15 protein-coding genes are annotated in these 19,092 nt (G+C 67.9%); 8 read left to right on the forward strand and 7 right to left on the reverse strand.

Translation table 11 applies throughout. The features are described from left to right. Positions 1–118 precede the first annotated feature (118 nt). The 3 genes from C5O27_RS00925 to C5O27_RS00935 are packed head-to-tail and all read left to right on the forward strand — an operon-like array spanning position 119 to position 3,143. Positions 119–934: an enoyl-CoA hydratase-related protein gene (locus C5O27_RS00925; protein WP_127961660.1), complete on the forward strand. Its 816-nt coding sequence runs from the start codon at positions 119–121 to the stop codon at positions 932–934. Further along, on the forward strand, positions 931–2,082 hold the full coding sequence (locus C5O27_RS00930; RefSeq protein WP_006358435.1) for an acyl-CoA dehydrogenase family protein: 1,152 nt from the start codon (positions 931–933) through the stop codon (positions 2,080–2,082). Before C5O27_RS00925 ends, C5O27_RS00930 begins: the two co-directional genes overlap by 4 nt. Then, a complete protein-coding gene (locus C5O27_RS00935; RefSeq protein ID WP_006358434.1) occupies positions 2,079–3,143 on the forward strand; it encodes an acyl-CoA dehydrogenase family protein in 1,065 nt (354 codons plus the stop codon). The genes C5O27_RS00930 and C5O27_RS00935 overlap by 4 nt, the downstream gene beginning before the upstream one ends. Here the strand turns inward: C5O27_RS00935 and C5O27_RS00940 are convergent. Then, entirely contained in the window at positions 3,140–6,841 is a 3,702-nt protein-coding gene (locus C5O27_RS00940) for a DUF3376 domain-containing protein (protein WP_127961661.1), read from the reverse strand. The two genes, C5O27_RS00935 and C5O27_RS00940, sit on opposite strands and share 4 nt — an antisense overlap. Positions 6,842–7,049: 208 nt before the next feature. Between C5O27_RS00940 and kstD the strand changes: the two genes are divergently transcribed. From kstD to C5O27_RS00955, 3 genes are all read left to right on the forward strand, one after another. Then, a complete protein-coding gene (kstD, locus tag C5O27_RS00945) occupies positions 7,050–8,783 on the forward strand; it encodes a 3-oxosteroid 1-dehydrogenase (protein ID WP_035751903.1) in 1,734 nt (577 codons plus the stop codon). Between the two features lie 3 nt (positions 8,784–8,786). Next, positions 8,787–9,647 (forward strand): MaoC/PaaZ C-terminal domain-containing protein, encoded by an 861-nt coding sequence (locus C5O27_RS00950; protein ID WP_127961662.1) that lies wholly within the window; start codon positions 8,787–8,789, stop codon positions 9,645–9,647. Positions 9,648–9,742: 95 nt separating this feature from the next. Then, positions 9,743–10,174: a DUF6918 family protein gene (locus tag C5O27_RS00955; protein ID WP_035751907.1), complete on the forward strand. Its 432-nt coding sequence runs from the start codon at positions 9,743–9,745 to the stop codon at positions 10,172–10,174. Positions 10,175–10,199: 25 nt separating this feature from the next. Here the strand turns inward: C5O27_RS00955 and C5O27_RS00960 are convergent, their stop codons facing one another. Beyond that, positions 10,200–10,397 carry a hypothetical protein gene (locus C5O27_RS00960; RefSeq protein WP_035751909.1) on the reverse strand — a complete coding sequence of 66 codons (198 nt, stop codon included), beginning with the start codon at positions 10,395–10,397 and terminating at the stop codon, positions 10,200–10,202. A gap of 192 nt (positions 10,398–10,589) precedes the next feature. On the opposite strand from C5O27_RS00960, the gene C5O27_RS00965 reads away from it, so the two are divergent. Further along, positions 10,590–12,260, forward strand: a complete 1,671-nt coding sequence (locus C5O27_RS00965) for an MFS transporter (RefSeq protein WP_006358429.1) — start codon at positions 10,590–10,592, stop codon at positions 12,258–12,260. Between the two features lie 17 nt (positions 12,261–12,277). Then, positions 12,278–13,543, forward strand: coding sequence for an ArsB/NhaD family transporter (locus C5O27_RS00970; protein ID WP_127961663.1), 1,266 nt, complete (start codon positions 12,278–12,280; stop codon positions 13,541–13,543). Between the two features lie 8 nt (positions 13,544–13,551). Here C5O27_RS00970 and C5O27_RS00975 read toward each other — a convergent pair whose 3' ends face one another. From C5O27_RS00975 to C5O27_RS00995, 5 genes are all read right to left on the reverse strand, one after another. Next, complete coding sequence (locus C5O27_RS00975) at positions 13,552–15,183, reverse strand: acyl-CoA synthetase (RefSeq protein ID WP_127961664.1); 1,632 nt, start codon at positions 15,181–15,183, stop codon at positions 13,552–13,554. Positions 15,184–15,265: 82 nt separating this feature from the next. Further along, a complete protein-coding gene (locus C5O27_RS00980) occupies positions 15,266–16,438 on the reverse strand; it encodes a lipid-transfer protein (protein ID WP_127961665.1) in 1,173 nt (390 codons plus the stop codon). Beyond that, a complete protein-coding gene (locus C5O27_RS00985) occupies positions 16,438–16,881 on the reverse strand; it encodes a MaoC family dehydratase (RefSeq protein ID WP_127961666.1) in 444 nt (147 codons plus the stop codon). The genes C5O27_RS00980 and C5O27_RS00985 overlap by 1 nt, the downstream gene beginning before the upstream one ends. Next, positions 16,878–17,930, reverse strand: coding sequence for a bifunctional MaoC family dehydratase N-terminal/OB-fold nucleic acid binding domain-containing protein (locus tag C5O27_RS00990; RefSeq protein ID WP_127961667.1), 1,053 nt, complete (start codon positions 17,928–17,930; stop codon positions 16,878–16,880). The genes C5O27_RS00985 and C5O27_RS00990 overlap by 4 nt, the downstream gene beginning before the upstream one ends. Next, the gene (locus C5O27_RS00995; RefSeq protein WP_006358423.1) at positions 17,927–19,090 is read right to left on the reverse strand and encodes an acyl-CoA dehydrogenase family protein; all 1,164 of its coding nucleotides are present in this window, start codon (positions 19,088–19,090) and stop codon (positions 17,927–17,929) included. The genes C5O27_RS00990 and C5O27_RS00995 overlap by 4 nt, the downstream gene beginning before the upstream one ends. Positions 19,091–19,092 lie beyond the last annotated feature (2 nt).

Here is a 19,092-nt window from a genome sequence, read left to right on the forward strand (position 1 = left end):
CTCACCTTCCCAATGTGAACGTGTTCTAGTTTAGAACATGTTCCACTCTGGCAGGAGCCCCGTGCGCAATTTGCGTGGCACCGCCGAGAGCGCTCCGCAGACGACTACCGTTCTCTCCATGAGCTCCGACTCCCCAACCTCCACCCCTTCAGACGCCGAGGCAACCGGCGATCCCATTCTCACGTCCTTCGAGAACGGCGTCGGGAGGCTGACACTCAACAACCCGCGCCGCAAGAACGCGATCACCCTGGAGATGGCCGCGTCGATCGAGCGGTTCTGCGACCAGGTGGCCGCCGACGAGACCATCGGCGCGGTGGTCGTCGACGCCGCCGGCTCCTACTTCTGCAGCGGTGCCGACACCCGCATCCTCGCCGGCGCGTCGGCCGATCCGGCGGCGCCGGAGTCGGTGAGGCAGCTGTCGGCGGTGTACGCGGCGTTCGTCCGTGTCGGTTCCCTTCCGGTTCCCACCATCGGCGTCGTAGTGGGCGGTGCGGTCGGTGCCGGCCTCAACCTCGCCCTGGCCGTCGACCTGCTCGTCACCACTCCCGACGCGGTTCTGGACAGCGGCTTCCTCGCCCGCGGTATTCATCCCGGCGGCGGTCACCTGACCCTGCTGAACCGCGCGGTCGGACGCGCCAACACGATCGCACTCGCGGCCTGCGGCCAGTCACTCACCGGCGACGAGGCGGTCGCGCAGGGGCTCGCGTACGCCGCAGCCCCGGTTGACGAGCTCCCTGCGATCGTCGACGGCCTCACCGGTCCCGCCGCCCGCGACCCCGAGCTGACCCGCAAGGTCATGTCGAGCGTGCGCCTGGAGCTCGGTCCGCCGACGGTGACGTGGGATTCGGCGATCGAGATCGAACGCGGCACCCAGATGTGGTCGATGGCCCGTAAGGGCCAGAACTGGTCGTCACGGGGACCTGCCCGGTCGTGACCGACGATCAGCTCGCGACGCTGCGCGTCGAATCCCTGGCGGCGCTGCGCGCCGAGATCCGCGAGTTCCTGCGGACCGAAATCGATTCGGGTGCCTTCACTCCCGACGTCGACAGCTGGATGAGGGGTTTCGACCTCGACTTCAGCCGTCGGCTCGGCGAGCGCGGGTGGCTCGGCATGACGATGCCCACCGAGTACGGCGGACGGGGACGCACACCGGTCGAACGATTCGTCATCACCGAGGAGATGCTGGCGCACGGCGCGCCCGTCGCCGCGCACTGGATCGCCGACCGGCAGATGGCACCGGGCATCCTGGCCAACGGGACCGAGGAACAGCGACGCCGCTACATCCCCGGGATCTCCGCCGGCACCGTCTACTTCGCGATCGGCATGAGTGAGCCCGACGCGGGTTCCGACCTCGCCGGCGTGCGGACGCGCGCGACGGACAACGGCGATTCGTGGACGATCAGCGGAACGAAGGTGTGGACCACCGGCGCCCACATCGCCCACGCGATGGTTCTGCTTGCACGTACCGACGGTACGGCCGACGATCGGCAGCAGGGACTCTCGCAGTTCGTCATCGACCTCCCGCACCCGGACATCGAGATCCGGCCGATCCGGAGCATCGACGGCCAGTCGCACTTCAACGAGGTCATCTTCCACGACGCGGTGGTGGACTCGTCGGCGCTACTCGGCCGCCGCGGACACGGCTGGCAACAGGTGATGAGCGAGTTGGCATTCGAGCGTTCCGGACCAGAGCGCTACCTCAGCACGCTGCCACTCCTACGCGCATGGACCGATCATCTCCGCGAGCAGGGAGCCACCCCGCAACAGCGGGCGGCGCTGGGAAAGCTCACCGCACAGGCGTGGGCGCTGCGTCAGATGTCGCTGCAGGTTGCCCGCGAACTGGCGGCCGGCGGCAAACCCGATGTGCTCGCCGCGATGGTCAAGGATCTCGGTTCGACGTTCGAGGGCGATCTGGTGACGGCCGTCCGCGATGCCTCCGGCATCGTGCCGCGCCGTTTGGGCGGCACGCATCTCGAACGGCTCCTGGCCCAATCCGTTCTGCACACACCTGCTTTCACGCTTCGCGGCGGAACCAACGAGATCCTGCGCGGAATCGTCGCGCGCGGAATGGGGATACGATGAGCGACCTCGCAACCGAACTCCGGGCGGCCCTCACCGCGATGCTCGCCCGCATCCCGGTCGACATGCAGACCCCGATCACCGCACCCGACGCGGCCGTGTGGGGCGCCGTCGTCGAAGCCGGGTTCACCGGCGTCGATGTCCCCGAGGAGGCCGGTGGACACGGTGGCGAACTCGGTGATGCACTCGCCGTTCTGGATTCGCTCGCCGAAGCCGGGGCCGTGACCCCGTACCTCGAACACGCACTCCTCGCGTCGTGGCTGGCGGGCAGCGTCGGACTTCCACTCGAAGGCACCACTGCGACGGTTGCCGTGATCGACGACGGGACCATCCGCACCGACGGAGATCGAATCCTGCTGTCGGGCAGCGTGACCGGCGTGGCGCATGTCGACGATGTGGATACCGTGGTGGTCCTGATGACCGGGCCCGACGGCCCGGTCATCACCGTCGTCGGACGCGAAGCTCCCGGCGTCGAGATCACGAACGGGGCCGACCTTCGGGGAGTCTCGTACGGCGACATCGTCTTCCGCGATGCCGAGGCGACGTTCTCGGCGCACTCCCCCGTCGACATCGAGGACCTGCGTCGACGCGGAGCTCTCGCGTACGCCGTCGCCCTGGCCGCGGCCGCGCGCGCGGTACGCGAACGCACGGTCCGTTACGCGTCCGAACGCACCCAGTTCGGGCGGCCCCTGGCGAAGTTCCAGGCCATCCAGCAGCGACTGGCCGAGATGGCCGCCCAGACAACGCTCATGGAGACGGCCGCACGAGCCGCCACCGAAGCCGCTTCTAATGACCCGGTCGCGGCCCACGCCGCCATCGCGGCGGCAAAGGTCGTGACCTCGCACTACGCCACCGAGGTCGCCTCCGCCGGACACCAGATCCACGGCGCGATTGGCTTCACCTCGGAGCACAGCCTGGGCCGATTCACCTCCGCCTTGTGGACCTGGACGGATCGGTATGGCACCGAGCAGGATTGGGCCACATCGCTGGCCGGAGAGATCCTCGAAGCCGGTACTGATCCGTGGGACCTGATCGTCGGCCTGGGCTCACCGGACCCGTCCTAGAGCTTGTCTCGCCCGACCGGGTGGACGAACTGAAGGGCGATCCCGACGCCGACCGCCCAGACGGCCGTCGGCAGAAGATCCAACAGCGGTGATTCCGAGAAGAAGGTCTCGAGCGCCCACTGGGTGATTCCCGCGATCACGGCAAGTCCCACGGCGCATCCGGCGATGTCGCCCCATCGGGCCCACCCCCACAGCGACAGCAAGGTCAGCAGAAGCACCGTCGCCGCGGCGATTCCAGCCGCTTCGCCTGCGGTCGGCTGGGTGAACAGCTGGGCAAGATCTGACGACTTCTTTCCGGATGCCATGTCCTCGATGGACATCCAGGTGACGCCGAAGATCGGCAGGTAGATGACCACCACGGCAGTGATCAGACCGATGCGGACCTCTTTCCGCCGTCTCGGCCTGGCGCGCACCGTCTGAGCGCCCAGGTTGCACCAGCCGACGAGGCCCGCGAACAGCAGGACCGTCATGACCAGAGATTCAGCACCGAGGGCGGGCACTGCGTTGCTGCGCCACCAGATCCACAGGGCGGCAACGACCAATGCGAAAGCTCCGGCGACAAAGGCTCCGATGGCGAACCTCTTCGCGTACTTCTCACTTCCGTTCAGCGTCGTCGTCCACAACTCGTCGGTTTCCGGTTTCCGTTCCGGGGCCCGTGCGGTGAAGAACTCACGGACCATCCCCCACCGACGGCGCGCCTCGATCGCACGCCAGATCAACAGGCCACCAAGCACTGCGGTGATGCCCACGAAAGTCGCCTGGACTCCCGGCGCCGTGGTCCCCGTGCCGAGGAGCGCAGCGGCTGCGACGGCCACCACGACGGCGGAGACCAGCCGCACACGGTCGAGGGCGAGAGAGATGATCGGCAGCAGCGGACGGGCGGCGACGAGCCCCACGCGGACGGCGACGCCCTTCGCGGTGCCGCCGGATCTCTCCGCCGGCCACAGGGCCCGCAACACCAGCGGCAGGATCCGGGAGACCAGTCCGAACACGTAGCGCACGTCCAGATGCGACAGGGTCTGCCCGCCCGTCGCAGCGATGTGTGCTCCCGCGGACACGCCGCTCGGCGTGGTCTCCCTCGTCACCTCTTCCTGCAGCTCGGTGATGAGTTGTTCGTCGTCCTCCCGGGAGACGACGGTCGTCGACTCCGACGTCGTGGACAGCAGATCCACCACTCCTGCGGCAGCATCCAGTCGTCCCCAGTGCCAATCGTTCTCGCGCCACTCAGGACTGAGGAAGCCGGCGAACCGCGCCAGCCCGGTGCCGGCCAGGCGGGTGTCCGCCCGCGCGAGATTCGCCGTGGCATCGATCTGCGTCGCGACGGCGTCGGCGTTCAGCGATCCGGGATCGACGTCGCCGCGAATCCACTTCTGCAGTTGTGCGGCGATGGCTGCTTTCCGAACCTCCGCGAGCGATACGTCGCCCGCCGGCGGAGTCCCGTCCTCATGGCCGTCGAACTTCAGTCTGGGTTTCGTGTCCCCGGTGATCCGATGAAAGCCGATCGTGGCCGCGGTACCGGGGATCGCCGCCTCGCCGACCAGGCGGACGATGTCGAAGACGACGTTCTCCGGGGCGGCGTCCCCCTCGTCTTCACCGAGCCCGTCGTGCAGCAGGTGGAAGATCGAGTTGTTCCAGCGTTCGAGCGCCGGCCCCGGTGATTCGGCGGGGTTCACCGTCCACTCGAGGATGCGGGTTCGGTACTGCGACAGCGTCGCCCACACCGAGTGCAGCGCGTCGCCCTTCGCCTCGCCGAGCTGCACTCCCGGCGCACCCTCAACCGGAGCAAGCACCTGGTAGAACGTTGCCTCCGCGATCTCCGTGACCCCGGCGGGTGTCATCGCGACGTCCACGATCGAATTGATCTCCAGGCGTCCTTGCGACTCGATCCCCCCGATGATCCGGGACACGACCTCGTCGCAGTCGACACGGGTCGAATCCTTCAGGAGGAGAGCCATATCGACGGTGAGACGCCGCGCCTCGATCATCACCGTGAGGCACCGGTACAACCCCTTCTTCAGTCGACGGAGCGGAACCGGTTCGGCGACAGTCGATCCGGTACTCATCGCCTGCAGCTGCTGCACCCACGCGATGAACAGGCGGATACCGGCGACGGCGGCTCCCACGTCACCGGCGTCGAACACCGCCGAGGCGTCCGGATGCGCTCCCCCGGCGATCTCCCCGTACGCTTCACGCACCGCTCGCTCGACGCACAGGGCGTCGAGGCGGTTCACCGTCGGGAAGATCCGCGACCGGTGGGGCGGCCGGCACAGGTATGCGGTCGGATCGACGACGAGATTGCTGAGCCGTTGGACGTCGATTCCGGACCGGGAGCGGATGTACGTCGCGACATCCACCCTCTCGACCTTGCGGCCGTTCCCGAGCGCCGCCGACAGGGTCGCAGCGAGTTCCCGCTGCCGGGAAGCGGCCTCGAGCGCGGCGTCGTTGTGCTCCCGGATCTGATCGATCTCGTCGTCGGCGCTCTCGACACGTTTCTGAAGTCCCTTGGCGCCCATGATCACCGACAGCCAGCCCGCGCCGGAATCGCGGTTCCCGGCGACCACCGCCTTCCTCGGGACCGGCGGCTGCGGAGGCTGAGGATCGAGGTAGACCAGCACGCGCCGCGAGGGACTCGACGCCGAGGCCCGCTGCACTGCGCGGAGCGCGCGATCGATCGGGATGTTGTCGACGACACCCCCGTCGACGACCCGGAATTCGTCGCCGGGTCGCACCGCGGGCGAACTCGCCGCTCCCGCCCGGGCAAAGGGGAAGACCGCGACCATATTCGGAACACAGTCGCGCGGTGACTCTTTGCCTTTCCGCGACAACTGCTTCCAGCCACAGGTGGACCCGTCGGTCGCCGAATAGATGTCGGCGGGCTCGAAGGCGCCGGGAAAGGACGACGTGGCGCGGGCGGCCAGAGCCATCCGACGCAGTTCCATCCTGACCTCGACCGTCTCCGGTCCCGGAACGGTCGAGTACCTCGAGGTGAGACCACCGGGGCGTCGTGTGAACGAGAACGACGCACGGTTCCCCAGCTCCGGTTGCTTTCCATCGGTCAGCAGCGTCGCGGCCAGTTCGACGGTCACCGAATCGATGGCGGCGATCTCGGAGTCGGCATACTTCGGCGTACCCGAATTCCGCCCGAGGCCGGCGATCCCGAGCACCGCCTGCTCGGCGACGTCGAGCAGGCGTTCGTTCCCCTTCAGCACCGACGGCACCGGCCCCCAGCCCGGCTCGCGGACGAGTTCCCAGAGGTCTCCTTGCTCGCTCCACAGCCTGCTGACGAGATCGTCCGTGGGCACACCATAGGTCTGCGTCAGCGCGAACAGCATCGCATTGAGGCCGCCCGCGCTCGCGCCGGCGAGGATATCGAACTCGACGTCGGTATAGCCCGCCTCGGCGAGCCTGCGCCGATACAGGTGCGCACGACGCTGCCGGGGCGTCGCTGAGTCGACGCACTGTGGAGACCGCGGAGGCCACTGGGCACACGCGCACCGCTCCGCGCCCCGGCTGACGCGGCGCAACAGGTCCAGTTCGGCGACCGCACCCCCGATCCACACCGCCATACTGACCCCACCGCGCATCGCCAGGGCCACACGCAGGGTTTTTCGGGTCGGGGTCGGGATTCTCCTCGGCTCTTCGACCGCGGGAACCGGCGCGGGCGATTCGTCGAACGTTGTCCCGTCGTCGATGGTCACGGCAGCCTCGCCTCTCCTGGAGGAAGTGGTCTGTGAACCTCAGGATCCGCCGGACCGACCCGGTCGACACGAGTACCGGACTACTCGTTTCCGCACCGTTTGCGCGCGGTGACCATCGGTTGCCCCCGCCCACCCCTGGCGTCGCATTTCTGTAACGTGTTCTAATTCAGGTAGAACACGTTCCAGCTGCGCGCACGAAGGGGACCCCATGGCCGGCTCGTCCGATCAACCACAGACCAGCACCGAACCCGAGACCTATGACGTCATCGTCGTCGGCGCCGGTGGTGCCGGTCTGGCCGCCGCGATCACCGCGGCCCGCAAGGGCCTCAAGACCGTCCTGATCGAGAAGTCGCCCTACTGGGGAGGTTCGACCTCCCGGTCCGGCGGCGGCGTGTGGATCCCCAACAACTCGGTGCTGAAGCGCGACGGCGTCAGCGATACGCCGGAGAAGGCCCGCGAGTACGTGCACGCGATCATCGGCGAGCACGCCCCGGCCGACCGCATCGACGCCTACATCGATCGCGGACCCGAGGCCCTCGACTTCCTGCTGGAGCACGCACCCCTCGACCTCGAGTGGGTGAAGAACTACTCGGACTACTACCCCGAGGCGCCGGGCGGTCGTCTCGGCGGCCGGTCGATCGAGCCGCGGCCGTTCGACGCGCGCCGCCTCGGGGACGACCTCAAGACGCTGCACCCGCAGTACACCAAGGCCCCGCTCAACATGGTCGTGCTGCAGTCCGACTACCGCTGGCTCAACACCGGTCTCCGCCACTGGCGTGGGCCGCTGCGCATGGCGAAGGTCGGCAGCCGGTTCTTCTGGGCCCGCAGCCGCGGCAAGAAGCTGATCGCGATGGGCGCGGCACTGGCCGCCGAGCTGCTCATCGGCGTGCGCGAGGCCGGGGTCCCGGTCCGCCTCAACACCGGCCTCGTCGACCTCATCACCGCCGACGACCGGGTCGTCGGCGTGATCGCGGAGTCCGAGGGCAAGCAGTTCGAGATCCACGCGCGCCAGGGCGTGATCCTCGCCTGCGGCGGCTTCGAGCACAACGAGGAGATGCGCAAGAAGTACCAGCGCGAACCGATCGGTTCCGACTGGACCACCGGTGCACCCAGCAACACCGGCGACGGCATCAACGCCGGGCTCAAGATCGGCGCCGCGGTCTCCCTCATGGACGACGCCTGGTGGGGTCCGACGATCCCGCTGCCGCGCGGACCGTGGTTCGCGCTGTCCGAGCGGTCGGTCCCCGGCACCTTCATCGTGAACTTGCGCGGCAAGCGCTACATGAACGAGTCACTCCCGTATGTCGAAGCGGTGCACCAGATGTACGGCGGCGAGTTCGGTCACGGCGAGGGTCCGGGCGAGAACGTGCCGTCGTGGCTGATCTTCGATCAGCGCTGCCGTAACCGCTACCTCTTCGCCGGAATCAATGCGCGACAGCCGCTCCCGAAGAAGTGGTATGAGTCGGGCGTGGTCGTGAAGGCGGACAGCATCTCTGCACTCGCGGAGAAGATCGGCGTTCCCGCCGAGTCGCTCGTCGCCACCACCGAGCGATTCAACGGCTTCGCCCGCGCCGGCGTCGACGAGGATTTCGGCCGTGGCGCAAGCGGTTACGACCACTACTACGGTGACATCACCAACAAGCCCAACCCGAGCCTCGGCGAGGTCAGCAAGGGCCCGTTCTACGCGGTCAAGATGGTCCCCGGCGACCTCGGCACCAAGGGCGGCATCAACGCCGACGCCGCGGGTCGCGCGCTTCGCGCCGACGGATCGGTCATCGAGGGCCTGTACGCCGCGGGCAACACCAGTGCACCGGTGATGGGCCACACCTACGCCGGTCCCGGCGCCACCATCGGCCCGGCGATCGTCTTCGGCTACCTCGCTGCCGCCGACATCGCCGCCAAGGCGTCGGCCACCACCCCGACGTCCCAGACAGGAGCCTGAACCATGCCGATCGATCCCACCGTCGCCGTCGGAGCGGAACTGCCCGAGGTCTCGTTCGAGTGGTCGGCATCGGATGTCGCGCTCTATCACCTCGCGGTGGGCGCCGCGGCCGACCCGATGGACACCGAGTCGCTGAGCTACGTTCATGATTCGGCGCCCAAGGTCCTACCGACCTTCGCGACCGTCGCCGCGGGTTTCCACACCACCGAGCCGCCGAAGGTCTCCTTCCCCGGCGTCGACATCGACCTCGCCAAGGTCGTCCACGGAAGCCAGAAGATCGCCGCCCATCGTCCGCTGCCGGCGGCCGGCAAGGCGACCACCCGGACCCGCATCGCCGAGGTCCAGGACAAGGGATCGGCCGCCGTCATCGTCCAGGAGTCGGTGACCACCGACGACGCCGGTCAGACGCTGTGGACCGCGCGGTCGTCGATCTTCGCCAAGGGCGAGGGCGGCTTCGGCGGTGAGCGCGGCACGTCGGAGAAGGTCGAGTACCCCGACCGCGAACCCGATCACCGGCTCCGCATCCCGACGCTGCCCAACCAGGCGCTGCTCTACCGGCTGTGCGGCGACCGCAACCCGCTGCACTCCGATCCCAACTTCGCCTCGCGCGCAGGCTTTCCGCGCCCGATTCTGCACGGGCTGTGCACCTACGGCACGGTCGCTCGCGCCATCACCGACGAACTGCTCGACGGAGACGTCGCCGCCGTCGCGGAGTTCTCGGCATCGTTCGCCGGCGTGGTCTTCCCCGGCGAGACCCTCGAGGTCGCGGTCTGGGACGACGGCGCCCGTTTCCTGGCCACCGCGAGCGTCGTCGAACGGGAGGGCGCGAAGGCCCTCGCCAATGTGGTGTGCGCGCGTAACTGAGTCGCCGGCCCGTCAGCGGTGGCCAGTACGCTCTACACGCGGACCGGGAACGACCGGTCCGCGTGAACCACGTCGCATATTCACAAGGAGACCGCATGAGCGATTCGCTGACGCCCCTACTTGCCGACAACCGCAGCGCACTGGTGACCGACCTGGTCGGTGTCATCGATGCCGAGGTGGCCGACCAGTCGGGTCTGAGCGGCGCCGCTGTGAAGACCGCCTACTCGGCGGTCCAGAAGGTGAAGCCCGGCGTGGTGCGCAGCGCCACGGATCAGCTGGCGGAGGACTTCCTGACGGCCCTCGCGCCGTTGTGGGATTCGAAGCCTGCGGGTGTCGCCTTCGGCGATCACCTCTCGGCCAACGGCGACGCCGCTGCCGAGGCCCTGCTGGCGGTCACCGACGCACAGGCCGATTCGGCCAAGCCCGGTTTGGCGAAGGCCTACAACTCGCTGCGCGGGAAGGCCAAGAACCATGTGGTCGCGGCACTGCCGCGACTCGGCACAGCGATCGAGAAGCACGCCGGGTAGTCACCCGGTCACGCGTCGTCGGCGGTCACACCGCCGACGACGCGATGACCACGAGGGTCACGATGACGCCGATGAGCGCCGCGAGCATCGACAGCACACGCCAGATGTGGAGGCGTGCAGGCGAAACGTCGCTACTGTTCGGAGAAGCGATCGGGGCCGCGCCGGTACTGGGACCTGCAGTGGCGGACGCGACGGGGTTTGACGCGATGTGGGGTGAGGCCATGACCTTTCACCACTTTCGATTGTCCGGGGCCAACTTCGACCGTTACGGCCTCTGGTACTGCAGTGATAAATGTGTCACAAGTTACCCACGTTGCGGTGGTAGCCCCCACGCGTGTCGCGATAACGAAACCGCAACGCGACGGACGGCAACCCCGCGATCCTACGAGTCACACACCGAAATCGGGGACGGAAGATGAAATTGCCGAACGGCTTCCGGATGGATGCGCGCTCCGCGTGGCTCGTCCTCGTCGCCTGCTTGTCCGTGAGCATGGTCGTCGCCGCCATGGCGGCACTCAACACGGCACTGCCCGACATCGCCGTCGACACCGGCGCCGACGCCGGCCAGATGACGTGGATCGTCGACGGTTACACGCTCGCTCTCGCCGCGCTCTTGCTGCCGGCCGGCGCGATCGGTGACCGGTTCGGACGACGCGAGGTCCTCATCGTCGGGCTGGTGTTCTTCGGTATCGCATCGCTCGCCGCGATCTGGGTGAACGGCCCGGAGCAGCTGATCCTCACGCGCTGCCTCGCGGGCGCCGCCGCCGCGCTGATCATGCCGACGACGTTGTCGCTCATCACCTCCGGGATGCCCGACGGCCAGCGGGCGGTCGGGATCAGCATCTGGTCGGCCATCGCCGGAGGCGGTGCGATCGCCGGTTTCCTCGTCACCGGCCTCCTGCTCGAGTTCTTCTCCTGGCATTCGATCTTCATCACCTTCGCCGCGTCGTCGGCCGTGTCGGCGCTGCTCTGCTTCACCATCGGGACGTCGAAGGACACCGACCCGGGCCGCTTCGACATCCCGGGCACGCTGTGCTCGGTGCTGGCGATCGCGGGTGTGGTCTTCGGGCTCCTGGAGGCGCCGCACCGCGGGTGGGACGATCTGCTCGTCCTGGGCTGTCTGATCGGCGGCATCCTGCTCGCCGTGTTGTTCGTGGTCGTCGAACTGCGTTCGGCCTCACCGCTCTTCGACGTACGACTGCTCCGCAACCGGGCGTTCGGATCGGGTTCGCTGTCGGTGGCGGTGCAGTTCCTCGCCTCGTTCGGCATGTTCTACCTCGTCCTGCAGCTGTTGCAGCTGGTCTTCGGCTACTCGCCACTGCAGTCCGCCGTCGCGCTGATGCCGTTCGTCGCCGGCGTGGGCGTCTTCTCGCTGCTGTCGAATTGGCTCGCGGTGCGGTTGGATTCACTCAAATTCGTGATCGCCGGCGGTGCGCTGCTGTCGGGGATCGGCCTGACACTGCTGGGCCTGATCCGGGTGGACGACTACTGGACCCTGGCCTGGATTCTGGCGGTCATCGCCATCGGCATCGGCCTCGCCTCCGCCCCGGCCACCACCGCGATCATGTCCAACACCCCGCTCGACAACCAGGGCGTCGGTTCGGCGATCAACGACACCGCCCGCGAGATCGGGGCGGCCATCGGCATCGCGATCGCCGGCTCCATGGTGGCCGCCGGCTACAAGGCACGGATCGGAGAGACCGCAGACCTCGCCCGGGAGCAGCTCACCGCCGCCGGACAACAGCAGATGGCCGCGGGTGACCCGACCGGCGGTCAGGCCACCATCGCCCAGGCCGAACAGGCCGGCACGCTCATCGAGCGGTCCCTCGCCGAGGCGAGGGTCGTGGTCGACAATCTGTCCGCGCAGTCCGGCGAGCTCGCCGACAAGATCGCCCAGGGCAGCCAGGCCGCCTTCGACGTGCCGTTCGAGCAGGCGTCGCTGATCCTGGGCGGCATCATGCTCGCCAGCACCGTCGTCTTGTTGTGGATCACTCCCCGCCGCGTCGTCGAAGGTCCGGTCATCACGAGCCGAACCGGTGACTTCGAGGCCGATCCCGACCTCGACGACACCTACGCGCACGACTGACGCGTAACCTGTCTGCGGTGCTCACCGTGGACAGCATCGCCGGCTGCATCGTCAGCATCGCCGGCCTCGTCGTGGTGATCATCGCAACCCTTGCCGCGCAGCGTGTTCCGGTGGTCGTGGTGGCAGCACCGGTGGCCGGACTGCTCATCGCGCTCGGTCTGACGGACCTCGAGGCCGCGGCCGACGAGGTCATGACCATGGCCCCGACCATCGGCTTCCTCGCCGCGATGCTGGTGGTCGCGGACGTGTGCGCCCGCGAAGGCGTCTTCACCTGGGTCGGGACAGTGCTCGCCGGTTGGAGCCGGTCCTCGCCGCATCGCCTGTTGCGTATCGTGTTCGTCGCTGCTGCGGTGACCACGGCCATCCTGAGCCTCGACACGACGATCGTGCTGCTGACTCCGGTCGCCGCCGCCACCGCGCGGCACATCGGCGCGCGCGTGACCCCGATCGCCTTCTCCAGCGCCCATCTGGCGAACACCGCGTCGACGCTGCTGCCGGTCTCCAACCTCACCAACCTGCTGGCGTTCTCGGCCACCGGCTTCGGCTTTCTCGGTTTCACCGGCGTGATGCTGGCGCCGTGGATCGCGGCGATCCTCGTCGAATACCTGATCTTCCGGTGGTACTTCGCCGGCGAGTTGCGCAGTCCCACACCCGAAGCAGCTGACCGTGAACCTCAACCGCACGCTCGGCGCCCGACCCTGCTGCTGGTAGGGCTGGCGTTGCTGCTGGTGGCCTTCGTGATCGCCGAACCGTTCGGCGTGCCGCTCGCCGCGGTCGCCGGGATGGGCGCCGTGGGATTCACCATGCCGGAGCTACTCCGCTCTCCGATCGCCACCCTGCGCTCCACGATCACCGCGCTGAACCTGCCGTTCCTGGCCTTCGTCGCCACGCTCGGCGTCGTCATCCTGCCGGTGCGCGACGGCCCCCTCGGCGACTGGATCGGCGGGCTCATCCCGTCGTCGTCGACGCTGCTCGGCATCCTGGCGGTCGCCGTGCTCGCCGCGGTTCTGGCGAACCTCGTCAACAACCTCCCGGCGACGCTTCTACTGATCCCGCTGGTGGCCCACGACCCGGGACTGGTCATGGCGATGCTGCTCGGCGTCAACATCGGCCCCAACCTGGCCTACTTCGGGTCGCTGGCCAACCTGCTGTGGCGGGAGATCATGCACCGCGACGTCGCCGCCCCGACCTCGCGGGAGTACCTGCGGCTCGGCGCGCTCACCGTCCCCGCGACGCTCGGCGTCGCCGCGCTCGCGCTGTGGGCGAGCCTGCAGCTCACCTGAGCGCCGGGTCAGACCGGTGCGCTCTCCTTGGCCGCGGCCGCCTTGGCCCAGCGGTAGTCGGCCTTGCCGGCCGGCGTGCGCTTGACCTCGTCGACGAACACGACGGTGCGCGGGACCTTGTAGCGGGCCAGGGTCTCGCGGCAGTGCTCCTGGATCTCCTCGAGCGACGGCTCCTCGGCGCCCTCGGCGAGCGAGATCACCGCGGCGACCCGCTGGCCGTACTTCTCGTCGGGAACCGGGACGACCAGCGCGTCGGCGACAGCCGGATGCGCGTGCAGGGTGGCCTCGACCTCTTCGGCGTACACCTTCTCGCCACCGGTGTTGATGCACTGCGATCCGCGGCCGAGGAAGACGATCGAACCGTCGGCCTCGACGGTGCCCATGTCACCCAAGATCGAGATCCGGGTGCCGTCCGGCAGCGTGGGAAAGGTCTTGGCGGTCTTCTCCTCGTCCTTGTAGTAGCCGAGGGGGACGTTGCCGATGCGTGCGATGTACCCGACGTTGCCCGAGCCCGGCTCGATCTTGTTGAGACTCTCGTCGACGACCATCATGCGGTCGGTCGGCGGCACCTTCAGGTTGCCGTTGTCGTCCATCATGATCTCGCCGTCGTTGCCCGACTCCGACGCACCGAAGTTGTCGCGCAGCACCAGATCCGGCTTCACCGCGAGCATGCGGTCACGCACGTGCTGCGACCAGATCGCGCCACCGGAGGTGATGGAGAACATCGACGACAGGTCGACGGAGTCCTTCCGCTTCTCCAACTCCTCCACCAGCGGCATGCCCATGGCGTCGCCGACGATGAGGACGATGTTGACCTTCTCCTTCTCGACCTCGGTGACGATGGCCTCAGGGTCGAAGTCGCGCTGGATCACCAGGCGACCGCCGAGGGTGAAGAAGGTGAACAGCGAGTACGATGCCGCGCCGTGCATGAGCGGAGCCGCCAGCAGGAAGGCGATGGACGGGAAATCCTTGACCGCCGTACCGATCTCCTCGAGATCTTTGCGGGGATCACCGTAGGGGTTGCCACCCGAGAGCGGCTTGCGGAAGAAGTCGTCGTGCTGCCACATGACGCCTTTGGGGTAACCCGTGGTGCCACCGGTGTAGAGCAGGTAGAGCTCTTCGCCGTTGCGTGGCTCGAAGTCGCGGTTGTCCGGCTTGGAGTCGGCCTCGGCGAAGGACACGATCTCGACGGTGCGTCCATCGGGCAGGTCTGCGACGGCCGCGGTGAGTTCCTCGGCGACGTCACCGATGACGAACACCGTTCGGACGGTAGGCGTCTCGGCGAGCAGCGCGGCGACGCTGCGCTGGTGCTCGGGGAGTTCGACGATGATCGCGCGCGAATCGGAGTTGTCGAAGATGTACTGCAGCTCGGCGTTGGTGTACCGGTAATTGATGTTGACCGGCACCGCGCGGACCTTCAGCAGGCCGAGGAGGCTGGTGACGTGTTCGACGCTGTTCTTGAGGAACAGTGCAACGTTGTCGAAGGCGCCGATACCCGAACCCGAGAGCAGGTGTGCCACCTGGTTGGACAGCTTGTCGAGTTCGGCGTAGCTGATCTGGCGGCCCTGATAGCTGAGCGCGATCCGCTCGGGCACCGAATCGGCGACCGTCTCGAAGACATCGGCGAGGTTGAACTTCATTCTGCGCGCTCCTCGTTCTCAAGAGAGTTGTTGCACTGGACTGGCTGGTCGGGACTGATGTGGGTGGTGGCTGCGGTTCCGGTCATGCGGTGAGCACCAACCCGCTTGTGGGGACGCCCGTTCCGGCGGTGACGACGACCTTCTCGGCGTCGTCGACCTGGTTGACGGAGGTACCCCGGATCTGACGGACGGCTTCGGCGATGCCGTTCATGCCGTGGATGTAGGCCTCACCGAGCTGGCCACCGTGGGTGTTGAGCGGCAGGCGGCCGCCCACCTCCAGGGCACCGGGTTCACGGACGAAGTCCTTGGCCTCACCGCGTCCGCAGAAACCCAGCTCCTCGAGCTGGAGGAGCGTGTACGGGGTGAAGTGGTCGTACAGGACGGCCATGTCCATGTCCTCGGGACCGAGGCCGGACTGCGACCACAGCTGCCGTCCGACGAGACCCATCTCGGGCAGCGATGCCAGCTCGTCGCGGTAGTAGCTGGTCATGATGAACTGGTCGGCCGCGGAACCGGCTGCGGCCGCAGCGATCACGGCCGGTGTGTTCGGCAGGTCCTTGGCACGCTCGGCCGACACGATGACCAGCGCGACACCGCCGTCGGACTCCTGACAGCAGTCGAGCAGGTGCAACGGCTCGGCGATGTACCGGGAGTTCTGGTGGTCCTCCAGGGTGATCGGCTTCTCGTAGAAGAAGGCGTCTGGATTGACCGCGGCATGCTTGCGGTCGACGACCGCGATTCGGCCGAAATCCTCACTGGTGGCGCCGTAGTCGTGCATGTACCGCTGGGCGATCATCGCGACGAACGCCGCCGGCGTCGACAACCCGTGCGGGTAGCTGAAGGCGTTCTCCGTGCCCGAGGAGTTCTCCTGGTTGGCGACCGCCGAATTCACCTGTCCGAACCGCAGTCCCGACCGTTCGTTGAACGCACGGTAGGCGACGACGACGTCGGCGACCCCGGTCGCCACCGCCATCGCGGCCTGCTGCACGGTCGCGCACGCTGCGCCGCCGCCGTAGTGAATCCGCGAGAAGTAGGTCAGCTCGGGGATTCCGACGGCCCGGGCGACCGAGATCTCGCTGTTGGTGTCCATGGTGAACGTGACGAGTCCGTCGACGTCGGCCGGGGTCAGACCCGCATCGGCGATCGCCGCCGACACCGCCTCCGCCGCGAGCCGCAGCTCGCTCCGCCCGGAGTCCTTGGAGAACTCGGTGGCCCCGATGCCGGCGATAGCCGCCTGTCCGGACAACCCGCCCATCAGTGCCCCTCCCCTTGCGACGAAGTCGAGGCACCCTCGCCGATGGTGAGGGTCACCGTCGAGATGACGTGCTTGCCCAGCGAATTGGTTCCGGTGACGGCGACCGTCAGCAGGCCGTCGTCGGCGACCTCGGTGACCTCACCGGTGAAGGTGACCGAGTCGTAGGCGTACCACGGCACGCCCAGTTTCAGTGCGATCGAACGCATTCGGGCGGTGGGTCCCGCCCAGTCGGTGACGAAGCGCTCGACCAGACCGGTGTCGGTCAGGATGTTGACGAAGATGTCCTTGGACCCCTTGGCCTGCGCGAGGTCGCGGTCGTGGTGCACGTCCTGGAAGTCGCGGGTGGCGAGTGCCGTCGCGACGACGAAGGTCGGGGTCGCGTCGACGACCAAAGGCGGCAGTGTGGTTCCGACGCTCACCGCCGGAGTGGCGACACCGGTCATGCTTCTCCCCCTTCACTCGCCGGTTCCCAGGCGTACAGCGTCCACGCCGGTGTTCCCGCATCGTCGCGGGCCGGGAAGTCCAGGAAGGTCGCCCGGACCGGCATGCCGATCTCGACGTCCTCCGGTTCGACGCCGCGCAGTTCACCCAGCATCCGCACGCCTTCGTCGAGCTCGACGAGGGCGACGACGAACGGCAGCTGCCGGCCGGGGACCTTGGGGGCACGATGGACCACGTAGCTGTAGACGGTTCCGGTTCCCGAGGCGACGACGTAGTCGGTCGCCGGCACCGAACCGTCGGCCTCGCGGGGCTTCCAGGTCGCCGGGACCGGCGGATGACGCAGGGCGCCGTCGCCGTCGCGCTGGATGCGCAGTTCGTGTGCGGCGACACCCTCCCAGAAGAAGGCGGTGTCGCGCGAGACGCTCGGCTTGAGCAACCGGGCCGGGTCGAGATCGTCGGGTACCGACGAAACCGGCTCGGGTGCAGCGTCCTTCGCGGCCGGGCGGAACTTGAGGATGCGGAACCGCATCTCCGCGACGACCTCGGCTGCACCGTTCTCGTCAGGCACCGACCACACGTTGCGGGTGGTGAAGAACCAGCCCTCACCGAGCGCGGTGTTCTTGGGGCCGACGATCTCGATGAGTTCGGCCGACAACGACACCTGTTCGCCCGGCCGGATGTAGCGGTGGTACACGGTGTCGCAGTTGGTCGCGACCACCGAGGTGAAGCCCGCGTCGTCGAAGAGCTGTGTCGCGCGTCCGAGCGGATCGTCGGCCGTGCGTACGCCGTTGAGGCCGCGCATGGTCCACACCTGGGCCATCGCCGGCGGCGCCACCACGCCGGGGTGTCCGGCAGCGCGTGCCGCGGCATCGTCGACGTAGATGGGGTTCTCGTCGCCCATCGCCTCGACCCAGTTGTTGATCATCGGCTGGTTGATCGGATCGCGCCCACGCACCGGTGCACTCGCACCGTCGTCCATGATTGTCTGCGCGGCAGCGCGGATCGCCTCGTCTTCGGTCAATTCGGTACCGGTCAGCTCGGGGGTGCTCAACGCTTGGCCCTCGGGAGTCCGAGTCCGGCGGTGGCGATCATGTCGCGCATGACCTCGTTGACCCCGCCGCCGAAGGTGATGACGACGTGGCGCTTCTGCTGGACGTCGAGCCAGTCCACCAGGGCGGCGGTCTCCGGATCGGTGAAATCGCCGTAGCGGCCGATGATTTCGTTCGCCATCCGGCACACCGACTGGATGCGTTCGGTGGAGAACACCTTCGTCGCGGCGGCATCGGCCATGGAGATCGCCTCACCGGTGGAGGCGACCTGCCAGTTGAGCAGTTCGTTGATCCGGCCGTAGGCGTCGATGGTGGCCAGCGCCCGGCGCACGTCGGGATGCTTCGCGATCACGGTGCCGTCGGGACCCGGACGCTGCGTCCAGGCACGCAGTCGGGCCGCCAGACCGTCGATGCGTCCGGCCGGTCCGAGCATGACGCGCTCGTGGTTGAGCTGCGTGGTGATCAGCTTCCAACCGTCGCCCTCCTCGCCCACGCGCATCGTCACCGGGACCTTCACGTCCTGGTAGTAGGTGGCGTTCACGTGGTGGGCACCGTCGGCGGTGATGATCGGCGTCCAGCTGAACCCGGGATCCCTCGTGTCCACGATGAGGATCGAGATGCCCTTGTGTTTGGGCGCGTCCTTGTCGGTGCGCACGGCCAGCCAGATGTAATCGGCGTCATGCCCACCGGTGGTGAAGATCTTCTGGCCGTTGACCACGTAGTGGTCGCCGTCGAGCACTGCGGTGGTACTCAGCGACGCCAGGTCGGTACCGGCCTCGGGTTCGGTGTAACCGATGGCGAAGTGCACATCGCCGGCGAGGATCGCGGGCAGGAAGATGCGCTTCTGCTCCTCGGTCCCGTGGACCTGGAGGGTCGGACCGACGGTCTGCAGGGTGACCGACGGCAGCGGGACATCGGCCCGGACGGCCTCGTTGGTGAAGATCTGCTGTTCGATCTCCCCGAATCCCTTGCCGCCGAACTCCTTCGGCCAGCCCACGCCGAGCCAGCCGTCGTCGCCCATGCGCTTGATGACCTTGCGGTAGGTGGGCCCGTGCCGCTCGGTCAGCATGACCTTCGCTTCTTCCGGGGTCACCAGGTCGGCGAAGTACTCCCGGAGTTCCTCACGCAGCGCGCGCTGCTCGGGCGTCAGATCGATGAACATGC

It is taken from the genome of Gordonia alkanivorans (assembly GCF_004011905.1).
Classification (GTDB): Bacteria; Actinomycetota; Actinomycetes; order Mycobacteriales; family Mycobacteriaceae; genus Gordonia; species Gordonia alkanivorans.